The sequence below is a fragment of the Nostoc sp. DedVER02 genome, from assembly GCF_034530675.2.
GTDB lineage: Bacteria > Cyanobacteriota > Cyanobacteriia > Cyanobacteriales > Nostocaceae > Nostoc.
The window spans coordinates 64,768-80,847 of the sequence record NZ_JAVRCP020000015.1 but is presented as its reverse complement, the minus strand read 5'-3'; the positions used below and the strand labels follow the sequence as shown (position 1 = coordinate 80,847).

Sequence of the window (16,080 nt, the reverse complement as noted above, 5' to 3'; positions counted from 1 at the left end):
AAGTAGTAAATATCTAACCACCATCAATCAGCTTTGGGGTTATAGCACCACCATTGTGTTAGTATAATATCCTATAAATAATTAACTAGATTCACCATAAGATAATGTTTTTTAGATTTGGTTAATTTAGTTTTGTAAAAATACTGCAATTTTGCTAATTACTCTGGAATATAAAGCTATTGGCATTTATTGGGGAAGTCCAGCGAAGTACCCGCAAAAACAGCCAAAAAACAGCTTAGGAACTCCATAAAATAATTATCCAATTTCTGAACTTCACTACAACTTTCCCTCCCCCTGCTCCCTGCCCCCTGCCCCCTGCCCTTGAAGCAATGGGATATTTTTTTATTTTGAAGTCCCTTATTTCAGGAGAGTGCAATGCCTGGGTTGGACTACCCTTACACTAAGCCCAAAAGAAGCGCTATTGCCCTTGGTAGTAATATCGGCGATTCCCAAACAATTTTAGAAGCAGCGATCGAAACTTTAGCCGAAACGCCAGGTATTCTCTTAGAAGCCAGATCCAATTGGTACAAAACTAAAGCCGTGGGGCCACCACAGCCGGATTATCTAAATGGCTGCGTCACATTGCAGGTAGAAATGCTACCCCAGCAACTATTAGAAATTCTGTTAGGAATTGAACAACAATTTGGGCGTGTGCGTCAAGAACGCTGGGGGCCACGAATACTGGATTTAGATTTGTTATTATTTGATGACTTTATTATGGATACACCAAATCTCCAGATCCCCCATCCACGAATGCGGGATCGGGCCTTTGTATTAGTACCACTGGCAGAAATTGCCGCAGATTGGATAGAACCAGTATCCGGGTGTGTTATTAAAGAACTGCTGAAAGAGGTAGACTGTTCTGATGTACATTTATTGATGGGCAATTAAAATTACCATCCTTAAAAGCAAAAGAACGCTGATTTCACCTCTGTATTCACAGATAATCAGATTTTACTATGCCATTAGGTAGAGAATTACCACAACTGCTAAGACAACGCCTGTTTCATAAAGGACGCAAGTTTGATTTTGAAGTTAATCGCTTGCGTCTGCCGAATAAATCGGAGGGGGAATGGGAATGTATTCGTCACCCTGGTGGTGCCCTAGCTGTGCCGGTGACACCAGAAGGCAAACTTGTATTGGTGCGCCAATATCGTTTTGCAATTCAGGGACGGATATTAGAATTTCCGGCAGGAACTTTGGAAGCAAAGGAAGAACCTTTGGAGACAATACAGCGCGAAATCGAAGAAGAAACTGGCTATACTGCCAAAAAATGGGACAAATTAGGTGAATTTTTCCTAGCGCCTGGTTATTCTGATGAGATTATCTATGCTTTTCTGGCGCGAGATTTAGAAAAGTTGGAGACACCACCAGCACAAGATGGAGATGAGGATATCGAAACTGTGTTTTTAACTCCTGAAGAATTAGAAAAAGCTATTCTGGAAGGAGAACCGGTAGATGCTAAATCAATTGCTAGCTTTTTTCTGGCGCGTCCATTTTTAGTTTAATATCCTATGCTGCTAGAGTTAGCGATCGCAGATGCTTACGGTGCAGGTTTTGAATATGCTGATGAGATGATCGTTAACAACGATTTGAGTCGATACGTTCAACACCCGCGTTTTCGACTCATTCCTGGCAGCTATACCGATGACACCCAAATGAGCATTGCCATTGCGGAAGTAATTGTTGCTCAAGCACCGTGGACACCAGAAGTTTTAGCAGATAGCTTTGTTAGAGCTTTTAAACGCGATGAGAGAGAAGGTTATTCTCGAAGCTTTTACCATTTTCTGGGAGAAATTCAGGATGGAGAAGAGTTTTTAACTAAAATTAACCCTGATAGTGACAAAAGCGGTGGTGCAATGCGTGCAGCACCCATTGGCATCTATTCGACACCAGAAAAAGTAATTGAAGCGGCAACAGTTCAAGCGGCAATTACCCACAATACACCCGATGGGATCAATGCTGCTGTTGCTGCCGCCCTAATGTCGCATTATTTTATCTATCGACTGGGAGCAAAAGGCAACTTAGGACAGTTTCTCAAAGGTTATGTCTCTGGAGAGTGGAATAAACCGTGGGAAGGTAAAGTAAAGTCTAAAGGCTGGATGAGTGTCAGAGCCGCGATTACTGCGGTGATCCGAAATGACACTATGAGCGAACTTTTACAGGATTGTATCGCTTTTACTGGCGATGTGGATACAGTAGCTGCGATCGCTTTAGCTGCTGGTTCTTGTAGCGAAGAAATCACACAAGACATTCCCCATCATCTTGTCACAGGGTTAGAAAATGGAACTTACGGTAAAGATTACCTGATCGAGTTGGATAAGCAACTGATGGATCTGAAATCAGTTTTCTAAGTATCTGTTGCTTGTATAACTTTACTATCAATAGGTAGTGAGAAATCACGCGACCATTCATTCCAAGAACCAAAATAATTTCTGGCAGAAATTCCTGCTTCTTCTAGGGCTATCAACGTATTAGCAGCCCTTGAACCCTTAAAGCAGTAAATGTACACAATGGACTCTGAAGTAATACCTACAGACTGACAAATTTCTCGAATTTCATTTGGCGAACGGAACGTGGGGATTTCCGATTCAGTATTCATCAGACGATGCCATTCTAACCATACTGAGTTAGGGATTCTACCTTTGCGAGGGCAAAAATCAGGATGGTATGGGGAAGAACTCAGCCCAAGCCATTCATTGCGATCGCGCACATCTAATTTTATAATTGCTGGATTGGTAATTGCTTGCAACATCTCGGCGGTAGTCACCATTATGTCAGCATTGGGATGCAATCTAAATATGCTGCTTTCAGGTAATGGAACTTCATCGGTAATAAATAATCCTTCTGTCAGCCATGCTCTATATCCTCCCTGTAAAATAGATACCTGAGTGCAACCCAAATACTTTAGTAAAAAAGCTGCTCGACAAGATTGACCATAACCTTTATTTAAAGCATCTTCGTATACAATTAATCGTTCAACACCCGATATTCCCAGCTTGCTCATAATTTCTGCAAAATACTCTTGTAATTCCTTTAAACCTGCTGGGTCAGAATTCTCTAAAAGATAGGTGAAAAAATCTCTAATATTTATGGATGTAGGAATATGAGAAATAGCATAATCTTCGGGAGTTCGTGTATCGATAATGACAGCCCGTGATGACTTTTCTGCTAACAGGGACGTGACTTCTTGAGGAGAAATGAGGAGTTTTGTATTCACGCTTTCATGCTTCTGTTATCGTCCTATTAAGCATTATCGCGCTCGATAGATTTGCATTTTGGAATGCAAATCACAGAAGAGTGAATGTAGAATGTTACGAGGAAACTTTTGTGCCTATATTATTTTAAAATCAAGGGAGAGTCTAAAATTTAAACCTATAGGATAACCAGCACCACCACATTCTCCTGAACCCGGTTATGGTGAGGCACTTACAACGGAATGCTTTCCTGCTCCCGATTACTATGTATAAATAATTGCTAAAAAAATAAAAACCATAATTATCAGTTATTACTACTTTTAGAATTACATAATTAATTGATGTGAACTGAGCATATTTTGTAGATTGTGCTTTTTTAGCATCATTCTTGTTAATGAGTCTGTGTATTAATCTCTCTTGACATGGGATATTTTAGTGATTACTATGTCAATCAATCCGGATCTCATTAACTTATTCGGAAAATCTCTGTAAATAAATCCAACACTATCCTCACACCACTCCATGAAACTACGCTGGTTGTTCCTGAGCCTTACAAGTATTCTTTTACTGTCATCCCCAGCAAAAGCGAATTCCAACACAAATCAAGTTGACAATATAAATGATTGGAGTGCAAATCAATCTGATTTACAACTCCCAAAACTTAAATTTATTCCTCCAGTACCTCTAAACGAGCCTGTCAAGCCAATAAATAATTCTAAATTTACTGGTGTAATTCCTCTAGGACGTGAGATATCAGAACTAAAAACTCCTATTAAAACATTAATGGCTCGCTATAGATTCCTCACTCCCGGAATCTTTTTTATGGACTTACAAACAGGGGATTATTTTAGTGTTAATGGTGAAAAAGCTTTTTCTGCCGCTAGCACAATTAAGTATCCGATTTTAATTGCTTTGTTTCAGGAAGTAGATGCAGGAAGAATCAAACTAGATGAAACTTTGGTAATGAAACGCAAAGAAGTCACTGGTGGTTCTGGAGATATGCAGTATCAACGAGTGGGAACTAAACTTAGTCTCTTGCAAACTGCAACCAAGATGATGACTATTAGTGATAACACCGCTACAAATATGATTATCGATCGATTAGGCGGTGCATCTAAATTAAATCAAAAGTTTCGCAGTTGGGGATTGCAAAGTACTGTAATTCACAATATGCTCGGAGACTTTAAAGGAACTAATAAAACTAGTGCAAAAGACTTGGTAAGATTGTCAGCTTTGGTGACAAATAATCAGTTAATTTCTGATACAAGTCAATCTCAAGTATTAGGCATTATGGTTCGTTGTCACAATAGAAGCTTGCTACCATCAGGCTTAGGTTCTGGTGCAAATATTGCTCATAAAACAGGAACTCTGCGGTTTGTACTAGGCGATGCAGGTATCATTGAAACGCCATCAGGTAAGCGTTATTTAGCAGGAATTTTCGTCCGTAGACCAAATAATGACAATAGAGCTAGGGATTTTATTCGTCAAGTTTCTCAGGTAATGTATGGCTACTTCGATCAACCAAAAGTTACTTATCTACCTTAATTGTTGGTTGGGTATGAAGGAGGCAGGAGGGTAGAGATCGGTTTTCTTCTCTCTTGAATTGCTCTGTGACTCCTGCTTGCATTAATAAATTCTAAATTTTTGTTTTAGACAAACTTCAAAGCTGCGATGTTGAATAGCCCGTTATAGACATCGCTTCTCTAACTGCCAAGGTATTATGTAGTCGAATACCGTGCAGTATACAGTTTGAGGTTTTGGATGAAAGTAGCAGTCTTCAGTACAAAAGTCTACGATCGCAAGTTTTTGTCAGATGTAAATTCTCCCACAAAACACGAATTAGTGTTTTTTGAACCTCGTTTAAATCGGGATACAGCTATCCTCGCCGCCGGATTTCCGGCGGTTTGCGTATTTGTACACGATCAGGTTGATGCCCCAACTTTAGAGCTTCTCGCCTCACGAGGAACTCGGCTGGTTGTGCTTCGCTGTGCAGGATTTAACAATGTAGATTTACAAGCCGCAGCAGATTTAGGAATTACAGTTGTACGTGTTCCTGCCTACTCACCTTATGGAGTAGCAGAACATGCTGTGGGATTGATTTTAAGTTTGAATCGCAAAATTCATCGGGCTTATAACCGTGTCCGAGAAGGCAATTTTTCTCTAGATGGACTATTGGGATTTAATTTACACGATCGCACAGTGGGTATTGTCGGTACTGGCAAAATCGGTCTGATTTTAGGACAGATTATGAAGGGGTTTGGTTGTAACTTACTCGCTTATGATGTTTATCGCAATCCAGAATTGGAAGCGCTAGGTGGTAGGTATGTAGAACTACCTGAGCTATTTGCCAACTCTGATATTATCTCTCTGCATTGTCCATTGACTCCCGAAACGCATCACTTGATTAACGCTGAGGCTATAGAACAAATTAAGTCAGGCGTGATGCTAATTAATACTAGCCGAGGAGCATTGATTGATACCCAAGCAGTGATTGAGGGATTGAAATCTGGTAAGATTGGCTATCTCGGTGTGGATGTCTACGAACAAGAATCGGAATTGTTTTTTGAAGATTTATCTGGCGAAATTATTCAAGATGATATTTTCCAACGTCTGACAACGTTTCCCAATGTACTCATTACCGGACATCAAGCTTTTTTTACCGCAGAAGCACTCCACAATATTGCAGAAACAACTTTTGCTAATATTGCTGATATTGAAAATGGTCGTCCTTGTGCTAATGAAATTCGCGCTCAACCGTCAGCTTAGGTAATGATTAATGATTGGCGATCGCAAACACTCTGACTCAAATCACCAATCAATCCTTATTATCTGGCAAATTCTCCATTTCCTCAGCAATTAGCGTCTGAAAATCTTCGTCACCAAAACCCCCGTGCCGTGCAGAGCAATTACATTCATGCATGGGGGCAAGGCACACTTCTCTACGTTTTTAATGCCTTATCTTACATAGTTTCTCAGTAAACCAATCTCTTTGTAGTGTTTTCTATGAAACTTCAATAATTCCAGATAAGCAAATGGGATCACTATCGGCCAGAAAATAGTGATTAAGACTAAAATTATCATAGATAAATAACGCTGTTTTTGACTCATCTCTTGATCGTTGAGAGAGAAAAACAACCATTCACTAAATATACGGTAAGTGATGGCTAGATAAACTATGATAACAAGATTAGTCAGAAGTAAATGCAACATAATCCCTTCTATATATAATTGACAACCGGGCAACGCCAACTAAAACACAATACGTCCTAATGAATGCCGGAGTTACGGATATTAATCCTAAAGAGTCTACTAAATTAAATAGAGATTATTAATATGAAGAGAAATACTATTGAATAATAACTTTTTGTCTTTCCCTGCTTCATCTGCTAAAAAATATCTTGATAACTTTATTTTTAACAATGTTAATTAGGCAATTTCGGTAGTTATTTTATAAATAGTATTTAGTATTATTATAGCGATTCTCGTTTAGATGAGGTACACCTGTAGGGGCACGGCACTGCGGTGCCCTTACATCTTGCAATATAATTTTGTACCTCATCTAAATGGGAACGGCTATAAGTAACTTTTATTCAATATTAATTAACATAGTTTTTTAAGAATCCTTACCAAGTATATTAAAATTTTTTCTTTAGAAATTCAATGATTTTTTTATTGATGTAAAATGTATTATTTTTAGATACAAAGGACAGCTTTTGCCAGTTAGCTTTAATTGCACCAACTTAGTTATCTAGAGATATAGGATTACTATTTGATTTTTGAACAGAATTAGGTATTGTAGGGTGTGTTAAAACAGAGTTCGGAACGCACCACGATCTATGGTTAGGTGCGTTACGCTATCGCTAACCCACCCTACGGATTTTTTCAGAAATAAAACCGGATTCCTATAGAATGTCTAAGATTTCTCGAAGTACTTGGACTACTTAAGTTTCATTCCAACGACAACTAAGTAAGAACTCTGTACTGAGTAAATTGCCATCAATTAGTTTTTGAACTAAATAGAATTCGTGGTTTTCTGCAAAATCAGCTAGAAGTTTGGAAATACTAAGAGTGATAAGGTTATTTAACTAAAGTACTTAGTGACTGCAAGAGGGCGATCGCTAATTTGTATTTTCATTCTGAACGATAGGCAATGCGGAGACTTTGGACTAAAATCACCAGAGATGCGATCGCCATCAACCCGCCCCAAAACCAGTAAGGTAAAAGCAAATATCGCTGCATTTGTGCTGTATCCGAGAGTCCAAGGGGGCCAGCAGAACTACTAAATAGATAATCAAGTTGATGGAAGGTACTCACACAAGCTTGTACACCCAGGAATTGAATAGCAAATCCTTGCGCCCAGCGAGGGGCTTTCAGGGCGATACCCAAGATTATTAAACCTAACAAGGGAATTGCCAGCAATCCAAAGGAGGAACGTACCCAAATTAATGTAGAAAATAGCAAAAAGCTTCCTAAAATTTTCAAACAGAGGGTTGCTGCTCTAAAACTGCGGGAAGCTAGAATTAAAGCTGCACCAGCAAGAGGTGGCCCCATTGGCCCTGCTGCTGCCACCATTGCCGGGCCAATTGGGCCCAATGATGACCGGATGCCATAAGTTGCGACACCGGAACCATTGCTAAAAATCTGTAATTTCTGAAACTGTCCTCCTACTAGGAGTGCCATTAAGCCGTGACCCATTTCATGAAACCAGGTTGCCAGAATTGTAAATGGGTATAAGATATAGTCACCTCCTGGTATTTGCCACAGTAAAGCAGTTGCGATCGCTGCTGCAATTAGCCAGGTTAGCCCCATGCGTTCAACAACTGCTGGGGCTTCTTTGGTAAGTAAGGGTTCAAAATTTCTACTTGGTTCCCTCATAAATCACTCTATTTTGGATTTTAGATTTTAGATTTTAGATTTTCTAGAAAATTCAAAATCTAAAATTGACAGTGTATTTTCTCTATCCTAGTGTACTTAAACTGATAAGCATTCAAATTACATATAGTCAATAGCTAAAATACTTGCTGCACTTGTATCTATTTATTTTTTAATCAAAGCCAATATCAGTAAGCAAGGTGAGAAGTTGCTAGGCGGTAAACATATCCAAGGTAAGCTCTTAAATAAAATCGTGAAATTGTTGTTCCAGTAATTGTGTAAAATATTCTCTTGACCAGATGCTAAAACTCTTCATACAAATGAAGGGTTTTAAAATGCCCCGAAAACTTTCAGTTACTCTGAAAATGATCGGGTTATATCTCTTGCCAAAGTACTAAGGACATTTGAATATCACTTCATTTTCTTTTGTTTCCCTGATTTTGGGGTAAAACGGAGGGTGAGAGTGATAAACATTAACATGGCAAAAACTTGTAAAAGTATGCACGGATAGCTAAAACGTGCCTGGACGCAGAGGGTTAAATGCGCTGTCGCACCCCTGTGAAGCGTCAAGAAATAGCTGATTAAATCAAATCTGAAGCGATTTAATCATATATTTTGTAGCAGATACTTGTGGAAAAGCAAATGCTAGGTATGAATGTTGTTATGAAAGTTGGCGATCGCGTCCGCGTTAAAGATTCGGTAGTAGTGTATCATCATCCTGAACACCGGAATCAGGCTTTTGACATCAAAGGTACAGAAGGTGAGGTAGTAGGTATTGCCACCCAATGGCGAGACAGACCTGTAAGCGCTAATTTGCCGATTGTAGTTCAGTTTAGTAAAAAGTTTAAAGCCCATTTACGTGAAAATGAATTAGAAGTCATCTAAATCACTTATCGCCGGCGAAACCACTGAAAAATATTCAGTTCGCCGCGCATTCTTTTCAGTTCTTGGCGATTCTGTTCTGCTGTTGTGTAATACCATTCACAATAACGCTGAAACTCTGACCGTGACCGAACTTCATGGTAGAATTGGTGGGTTGTTTGGTAAGCAGCAAAACCTTCCTCAACTTGGTGTTGAGGTGATGGCATAATATACGGTAAGTTTTTTGTCATTTGTCATTTGTCATTTGTCATTAGTAGGTTGAAGTTTGGAAGCTAGGTCATTACTACAATTAATAATTCCTAATTTTTTAATAACTCATAACTTTATTAGAGCCAACCGCGTAAGCGATAAACTAAAGAACCAATGTACTCTTTTAAAGCAGTGGTAAATTGGTGCAAGTTATCTGTATCAGGTAATAAATTCAGTATAGCGGCTTTGGGAGTGGAACCAAGTTCTTGCAAGTCACCTTGACTAACTAAAAAATCAGTGGGTGCAGGAATAACATTAATTCCTTGACGTTGGAAAATGTTAAGCGATCGCGGCATGTGCATTGCCGAAGTAATTAATAATACCTGCTTGATGTTACGAGATTCTAAAATTTTTCGGACATTTACAGCATTTTGATAAGTATTGAGAGATTCAGGTTCTTGAACAATCGCGTCAGATGGAATACCAATAGATGTGAGTATTGTTGCCATATCTGCCGATTCTGGTGAACCGCTACCACGCCAATCAATGCGCCCCCCGCTAAGAATGATTATAGGTGCTTTTTTTTGGCGATATAGTTGTGCGGCATAAATCACGCGATCGCCTGATTCACTCAAATCAACGGTAGGTCTTGGGAAAAAAGCTGATTTAGTTGCGCCACCTAAAACTACAATTGCTTCTGCAACTGGTATTTGGGCGGATGGAAGATTTTGCCATTCTAGCGATCGCACTAATGATTTAGCGATCCAAGCGTTACTACAAAATAGCAATAAAGTTAGGGCAAAAGCAATTGCGATCGCCGCAGTGCGCGGTCGTTTCCACAACATGACTAATGCTACTACCAAACTGACGCAAGCTAATCCTAGTGGATAAAAAAATAGCGGTAGTAATTTGGACAGATATAAAAACATATTGGGGAATGGGGAATGGGGCAGGGAGCAGGGGGCAGGGGGACAAGGGGACAAGGAGAATAACTATCCCCAATTCCCAATTCCCAATCCCCAATCCCCAATCCCCAATCCCCAATCCCCAATCTCCAAATTACTACCTTTCCCAAAACCTGAAATTGAAACTACTTCCAGGAGCGCGACGGTAACGGCGGGCTGTTCTTCTTGTTTGCCGTTTATTGATCCTTTCATTCGTTGGTTCAACTTCACCCTCTTCTGATTCTTCAACTTGCAACTGAGTTCTAGTTTCTTCCTTACTTCCCCACCAAGCAGTAATCCAGCCTCCAGCTAAACCGCCTATTCCACCTAGCAAGATGCTCATTGGTGGTGGATATCCCAAATATACAAAGCCAAGCATAAAAAATAACCAGTACTTAAGTCCTGCATCAACGCCATCAGAGGAGGCTACATTTGGTGCTTGGGGGCTATTATCAGTTACATTTGTGATCCAGCTGAGGATGAAACCGCCCATGATTCCTAAGAAGATGCTCAGGGCTGGTGCAGAGCCGGTCATTACTAATATAAATGTTAAAAATGCCCCAAATAACAATTGAGAAAAGAAACTGGGAGAAATACCGATAAAGTCGTTTTTTTTGTCTGCCATATAGTAATAAAAAGGCTTTAACTAATTACTAATTTATAATTCACATCAGACATGAATTATAAACGCATCTTATCCCATAAGGATTTATAGATTTACTGAAAATCATTATTTTGGAACTACCTACGAAATTACAAGGGTTTCAAGACTTAATTCAGATTAAATTCGTAATTTTTTATTCAATTACGAATTACAAATTACGAATTACTTGAGTTGTATCCAAAATCTTCACGTAGGCTTGTTCCTCTTCAGTGAAAGGTTCAGCTTGTTTGATTTGTGAGGCTAATAAATCGGCAGTGGCATCAGCAATATCACCAGTGCGGTTGTTCAGACGCTCTTTTAGAACTTCTAGCGGTGCTGTGCATTGGATAATCTGAAGAGAAAGTTGGTGCTTTGTAGCTTGAGCGATCGCTTCTTGCCGCAACTGCTGTTTATCATACTTGGCATCCAAAATCACTGAAAACCCTTGTTTAGCCAGGATAATGCCCAATTCCAAAAGCCTTGTGTAGGTTTTTTTGGTCATCTCAGGTGTATATAAATCATCGCCACCTTTTTCCCACAGAGGAATTCCCCCTAAATGTTTCCGCACCGCATCAGAACGCAGGTGAATCGCTCCCTGTTGACGGGCTAAATGCCTTGCTGTGGTACTTTTACCAGAACCCGACAACCCCGACATCAAAATTAGCTCTCCAACCTTTGGTTTAGTATACTCCCAAGCCTGTTTGTAATACTCACTGGCGGTTTTTGTCGCCTCTTCCTTTGCCGTCGCAGGTACACTTGGATCGTCTAACAAAAATGATGTCACTTTTGCCCTGACATAAGCCTGACGACTTAAATATAAAGGTAGCACCTGTAAACCTTCCCAGTCTCCAGTTTGCTCTATATACGCATTCAAAAACGCATTAGCCAAGTTTTTGCGTTGTCGTGCTTCCAAATCTATCACCGTGAACGCTACATCATACATGACATCGACAAAGCGAAACGGCTCATTAAACTCAATGCAATCGAACAGCAAAATTTTATCGTGCCACAGGGCAATATTTCTCAAGTGTAAATCCCCGTGACATTCACGAATACGATCGTTGTGAATTCTGCTAGCAAATAATTCTGGACGTTCGGCAAAAAAATTATCTGTATATTGCTTTGTTTCTGTAAATTGTTCCTGAGTTTGGGGGCCACCAATATAATTCTCAGTTTGCTGATAATTCTCATCAAAGGCAGCCCGGACTTTTGCCACTTCACCAAAACTGCGAATGTAATCATTCGTCTGCGCTTTGGCATGGTATTGAGCCACCACCCTTCCCAACTCATCTAGACGTGTCTCATCTAACTTACCTTGTTCAAAAAGTGTACTCAATAGCGACTCTTGAGGAAACTGCCGCATTTTCAGTGCGTATTCTACAGCCTCAGCAGTTCCCCCTAACTGGTATTGCTCCCCTACCAGAGTTATGGGCAAAACTTCTAAATATAGTTCACCAGCACCCCTCTGATTTAATCGCAACTCTTCCTGACAAAAGTGCTGCCGTTTTTCTAAGGTAGAAAAATCCAAAAAGCCAAAATTCACAGGTTTTTTCAGCTTATAAGCGTAATCCCCAGTCAGCAGCACATAAGAAGCGTGAGTTTGAATTAGTTCAATGGGTTCTGTTACCGCATGGGGATAAAATCCAGGCTGCAACATTTGCTGAATTAAGACTGGAAGAGTCGCTTCTGCCATTTATATTCCTCTGCGCTCTCTGCGCCTCTGCGGTTCAAATACAAAAAAACCAGGAGTTTCCCCCTGGTATCATCAAAAATTATTACACAGTTGACTTAGCCTAAGAAGCCGTTTCAGTTTCAGCTTCTTCTTCAGCTTCAGCATTAATTTGTGGTGGCAAAACGCTCACAATAAGTCGTTCCGATTCAGCTAGAGGTGTTACACCTTCAGGGAAAGATATATCACTAATACTTAAACTGTCTCCAATTTGTAAATTAGTGACATCGATTTCAATTACTTCTGGAATATTTTCTGGCGCACAACTTACTTGCAATTCGGTAACTACGGTGTCTAACACACCACCTTCTTGTTTAACACCAACAGCATTGCCTACAAAACGCAGCCGTACTTCTACAGTGGTATCGCCGTGACCAGCAACCGCAAAAAAGCTGAGGTGGTAGGGTGTACCTTTTGCTGGATGGATTTGAAGTTCTCTCAGCAGGGTTTTGCCGCGCCAAGGTGCATCAGTAATGTTTAATTCAATCAATGTATTGTTGACTGAAACTCTTTTGAGCAAACGCTCAACAGTTTTAGCATCAATAGTCAAAGAAATTGACTCTGTACCCTTATGACCGTACAAATTGCCAGGTATTAGTCCAGAACGACGCAAAGCTTTTGGCTTGCTCCCTTCTGGACGTTTTTGAGATTCGACTGTAATAGCCATAGAAGTTGTCCTTTGTCATTTGTCAGTTGTCATTTGTCAGTTGTCATTTGTCAGTTGTCATTTGTCAGTTGTAAACACCAATGACCAATGACTAATGACCAATGACTAATTTACGCACTTAGCAGGGTAGTAGGCGTGCCGTCAAGCTGCAATAAAGCGCGTTTGGGCCCGTGGATGGGGTCTTCTACGATTATTGTTTGATCGCGGCTTGCTCCTAGTGAGACGATCGCGATCGGGACTTCCATTAATTCGGCGAGGAATTTTAGATAGTCCAGTGCTTGCTGTGGCAAGTCTTCCAGGGTGCGGCATTCGGTTGTTGAAACTTTCCAGCCTGGTAAGGTTTTGTAGATGGGGCGACATCTAGCAAATTGACGAGAACTTGTGGGGAAGTGTTCGCTGCGTTGACCATCTATGTCATAAGCTACACAAACTTTGATTTCCTCTAATTCATCGAGGACATCGAGTTTGGTAAGCGCCATACAATCCATGCCGTTAATCCGCACAGCATAGCGACCAATGACGGCATCAAACCAGCCACAACGCCGTTTGCGTCCGGTGGTTGTGCCAAATTCAGCCCCGCGATCGCACAACAATTCACCCAACTCTCCATCCAATTCTGTGGGAAATGGCCCCTCTCCCACCCGCGTTGTGTAGGCTTTCGATACGCCAATTACCCGGTCAATCATTGTCGGCCCTACGCCTGTACCAACGCAAGCCCCCCCAGCCACCGGGTTCGAGGATGTGACATAAGGATAAGTTCCATGATCTAAGTCCAGGAGCGTACCTTGTGCGCCTTCAAACAAAATATTGCGCCGTCGCCCAATTGCATCGGATATTTTTAACGATGTATCAACAACGTGAGGGCGCAAGCGTTCTGCATACCCCAAATACTGTTCAATAACCTCTTGTGCATTTAGAGGCGGCAAGTTGTAAAGCTTTTCTAAAATGACGTTTTTATAATTAATCGTCCACTCCAACTGCTCGCGTAGCTCATCCGGGTTCATCAAGTCTAAAACCCGAATGCCTGTACGTTCAGATTTATCAGCATAAGTCGGCCCAATGCCCCGACCTGTTGTGCCGATCTTATGGCTTCCCCGTCGTTCTTCAGATGCCTGGTCAATCAACCGATGATAAGGCATTGTTACGTGGGCTGTCTCAGATATCAGCAGGTGGTCAGTGGAAATATTTAGTTCTTTTAGTTGGTCGAGTTCTGCAATCAAAATCTGTGGATCGATTACTGTTCCACAGCCGATAATACAATCGGTATTTGGATACAAAATACCAGAGGGAATCAAGTGTAGTTTAAAGGTTTGACCTTTAACTACAATCGTGTGTCCAGCATTGACACCCCCTTGGTAACGCACCACAACATCTGCGGAACGACTGAGTAAGTCAGTTATTTTACCTTTTCCTTCATCGCCCCATTGGGCACCTATGACAATGACGTTAGCCAAGAGCTTATATTAAGAAGTAAAGTTTCCACAAACTATAATTATTAACATAATATGTGGCTTGTGTCAATAATTAAAATCTTATTGGGGTACTTAGGGGTGGGTTTTAGATTGTTGATTAAAAGACTTACTATTCTACATCTCGCAAAAAGGGCAACGACGGGAATTGCACCCGTATCTCCTGGTATACTCCAAGGAATTCTACTCTTTGAACTACGTTGCTGGGGCAGCGAACCGAATCGAACGGCTATCTTTCGCGTTGAACGGCGGACGCTTTACCATTAAGCTACACTGCCAGAAATTACCAATCTATTTCTGTATAATCCTTAAATAATCTAGCAAAAGGTGTTTTACCTTGGTTAATTCCTAGATAAATTGGGTCACAAATGCGTGCAGCAGCATCATTTACATCAAAGGGAGGATAAATGCCACGTTCTTGCATGGATTTTGCTTGATGATAGGGGTGTTGGAAGCTAATCCATCCAGGGTCTACTGCATTCATAAAAATACGATGTTTGGCGTATTCTTTGGCACAGGTACGGGTCATTTGATTGAGAGCAGCCTTTGCCATATTGGTGTGGGGATGTCGCCAAGGTTTGTCAACATCGTTAAATCGCCCCTCCATTGAAGAAACATTAATAATGTATTTATTAGTTTCTTTGGAGTTGCTCATTAATTGCTTGAGTCTACTGTTAATGACAAATGGAGCGATCGCATTAATTATATGCACTTCCAATAATTCTAAAATACTGACATCATCATCCTTCATCAGCCAGCTATTAAAGGGACGCAAGTCAAGTTGTTGCTCATCATCAGTATACCCACCTAAAGGGAAAAAAGCCGAATTATCGCCGATGTCTTCGGGAATTAAAGGAATTTGGGACAGAAAAGCAGAATTTTTGGTAAATGTGGCTTTTTTTTCTTCTGTACTAGCTAATAATGCAGAATTCTCAGTGTTCACCGCATGATTATGATCTACTAACACCTGTATTTGGGGCGGTAGTTCCCCAAAAGACAGTGATTCAAACTCAATTAAATGATGGTAAAACGCTGGCGGACGACGTACTGTTTGTGCTGCATTATTGATAATAATGTCGAGTCGCGGGTAAAACTTGCAAACGTGTTGGGTAAATTGCTCAACATTGTGGAGATGGCGCAAATCGAGTCCGTAAATTTGCAAACGATGTTGCCATTCTAGAAAATCTGGCTCTGTTGCGTACCTTTTTGCCGCATCATGAGGAAAACGGCTTGTTGCTATCACAGTTGCACCATTTCGCAACAGTCTCAATGCTACCTCATGACCAATCTTTACCCTGGCTCCTGTGACAACGGCAATCATACCCCGTAAATCAGCAGTTTGTTGACGCTTGCTGAAGTTAAGATTTCCACACTCAACACAGAGTCCAGTGTAAAAACTATGACCTTGTAAAAAAGTTGTCTTGCAGACAATGCAACGTGGTGGTTTGGTCATTAGTCATTTTTGGTATTATTGCCTTGCATACCTGT

The 16,080-nt window shown here is 40.6% G+C and carries 15 protein-coding genes and 1 tRNA gene; 6 read left to right on the top strand and 10 right to left on the bottom strand.

What is annotated here, in order from left to right; translation table 11 throughout:
• The first annotated feature begins 375 nt into the window (after positions 1–375).
• The 3 genes from folK to RMZ41_RS16785 all read left to right on the top strand — a co-directional run bounded on the left by folK (position 376) and on the right by RMZ41_RS16785 (position 2,354).
• Positions 376–891 carry a 2-amino-4-hydroxy-6-hydroxymethyldihydropteridine diphosphokinase gene (gene folK / locus RMZ41_RS16795; protein WP_322643600.1) on the top strand — a complete coding sequence of 172 codons (516 nt, stop codon included), beginning with the start codon at positions 376–378 and terminating at the stop codon, positions 889–891.
• A gap of 68 nt (positions 892–959) precedes the next feature.
• Entirely contained in the window at positions 960–1,508 is a 549-nt protein-coding gene (locus RMZ41_RS16790) for an NUDIX hydrolase (protein WP_322643601.1), read from the top strand.
• A 6-nt stretch (positions 1,509–1,514) separates the two neighbouring features.
• Positions 1,515–2,354, top strand: a complete 840-nt coding sequence (locus tag RMZ41_RS16785; RefSeq protein ID WP_322643602.1) for an ADP-ribosylglycohydrolase family protein — start codon at positions 1,515–1,517, stop codon at positions 2,352–2,354.
• On the opposite strand, the gene RMZ41_RS16780 is transcribed toward RMZ41_RS16785, so the two are convergent.
• A complete protein-coding gene (locus RMZ41_RS16780) occupies positions 2,351–3,220 on the bottom strand; it encodes a sulfurtransferase (protein ID WP_322643603.1) in 870 nt (289 codons plus the stop codon). The two genes, RMZ41_RS16785 and RMZ41_RS16780, sit on opposite strands and share 4 nt — an antisense overlap.
• A gap of 499 nt (positions 3,221–3,719) precedes the next feature.
• Between RMZ41_RS16780 and RMZ41_RS16775 the strand changes: the two genes are divergently transcribed.
• Together RMZ41_RS16775 and RMZ41_RS16770 are read left to right on the top strand one after the other, a co-directional pair.
• Positions 3,720–4,742 (top strand): serine hydrolase, encoded by a 1,023-nt coding sequence (locus RMZ41_RS16775; protein ID WP_322643604.1) that lies wholly within the window; start codon positions 3,720–3,722, stop codon positions 4,740–4,742.
• A 216-nt stretch (positions 4,743–4,958) separates the two neighbouring features.
• Positions 4,959–5,963 carry a 2-hydroxyacid dehydrogenase gene (locus RMZ41_RS16770; protein ID WP_322643605.1) on the top strand — a complete coding sequence of 335 codons (1,005 nt, stop codon included), beginning with the start codon at positions 4,959–4,961 and terminating at the stop codon, positions 5,961–5,963.
• A 1,365-nt stretch (positions 5,964–7,328) separates the two neighbouring features.
• On the opposite strand, the gene RMZ41_RS16765 is transcribed toward RMZ41_RS16770, so the two are convergent.
• Positions 7,329–8,072: a M50 family metallopeptidase gene (locus RMZ41_RS16765; protein ID WP_322643606.1), complete on the bottom strand. Its 744-nt coding sequence runs from the start codon at positions 8,070–8,072 to the stop codon at positions 7,329–7,331.
• Between the two features lie 660 nt (positions 8,073–8,732).
• Here RMZ41_RS16765 and RMZ41_RS16760 point away from each other — a divergent pair.
• Positions 8,733–8,954 carry a ferredoxin-thioredoxin reductase variable chain gene (locus RMZ41_RS16760; protein WP_322643668.1) on the top strand — a complete coding sequence of 74 codons (222 nt, stop codon included), beginning with the start codon at positions 8,733–8,735 and terminating at the stop codon, positions 8,952–8,954.
• Positions 8,955–8,959: 5 nt separating this feature from the next.
• Here the strand turns inward: RMZ41_RS16760 and RMZ41_RS16755 are convergent, their stop codons facing one another.
• The 8 genes from RMZ41_RS16755 to RMZ41_RS16720 form a co-directional block, all read right to left on the bottom strand.
• Complete coding sequence (locus RMZ41_RS16755) at positions 8,960–9,181, bottom strand: hypothetical protein (RefSeq protein ID WP_322643607.1); 222 nt, start codon at positions 9,179–9,181, stop codon at positions 8,960–8,962.
• Between the two features lie 96 nt (positions 9,182–9,277).
• Entirely contained in the window at positions 9,278–10,069 is a 792-nt protein-coding gene (locus RMZ41_RS16750; protein ID WP_322643608.1) for a YdcF family protein, read from the bottom strand.
• Positions 10,070–10,202: 133 nt separating this feature from the next.
• Positions 10,203–10,709, bottom strand: coding sequence for a hypothetical protein (locus RMZ41_RS16745; protein ID WP_322643609.1), 507 nt, complete (start codon positions 10,707–10,709; stop codon positions 10,203–10,205).
• Positions 10,710–10,896: 187 nt separating this feature from the next.
• Positions 10,897–12,420 carry an AAA family ATPase gene (locus tag RMZ41_RS16740; RefSeq protein WP_322643610.1) on the bottom strand — a complete coding sequence of 508 codons (1,524 nt, stop codon included), beginning with the start codon at positions 12,418–12,420 and terminating at the stop codon, positions 10,897–10,899.
• 100 nt (positions 12,421–12,520) lie between these two features.
• Positions 12,521–13,123, bottom strand: coding sequence for a 50S ribosomal protein L25/general stress protein Ctc (locus RMZ41_RS16735; protein WP_322643611.1), 603 nt, complete (start codon positions 13,121–13,123; stop codon positions 12,521–12,523).
• A gap of 110 nt (positions 13,124–13,233) precedes the next feature.
• A complete protein-coding gene (locus tag RMZ41_RS16730) occupies positions 13,234–14,577 on the bottom strand; it encodes an adenylosuccinate synthase (protein WP_322643612.1) in 1,344 nt (447 codons plus the stop codon).
• 221 nt (positions 14,578–14,798) lie between these two features.
• A tRNA-OTHER gene (locus tag RMZ41_RS16725) sits at positions 14,799–14,870 on the bottom strand.
• A 5-nt stretch (positions 14,871–14,875) separates the two neighbouring features.
• Positions 14,876–16,045: an SDR family NAD(P)-dependent oxidoreductase gene (locus RMZ41_RS16720; RefSeq protein ID WP_322643613.1), complete on the bottom strand. Its 1,170-nt coding sequence runs from the start codon at positions 16,043–16,045 to the stop codon at positions 14,876–14,878.
• Between the last annotated feature and the right edge of the window lie 35 nt (positions 16,046–16,080).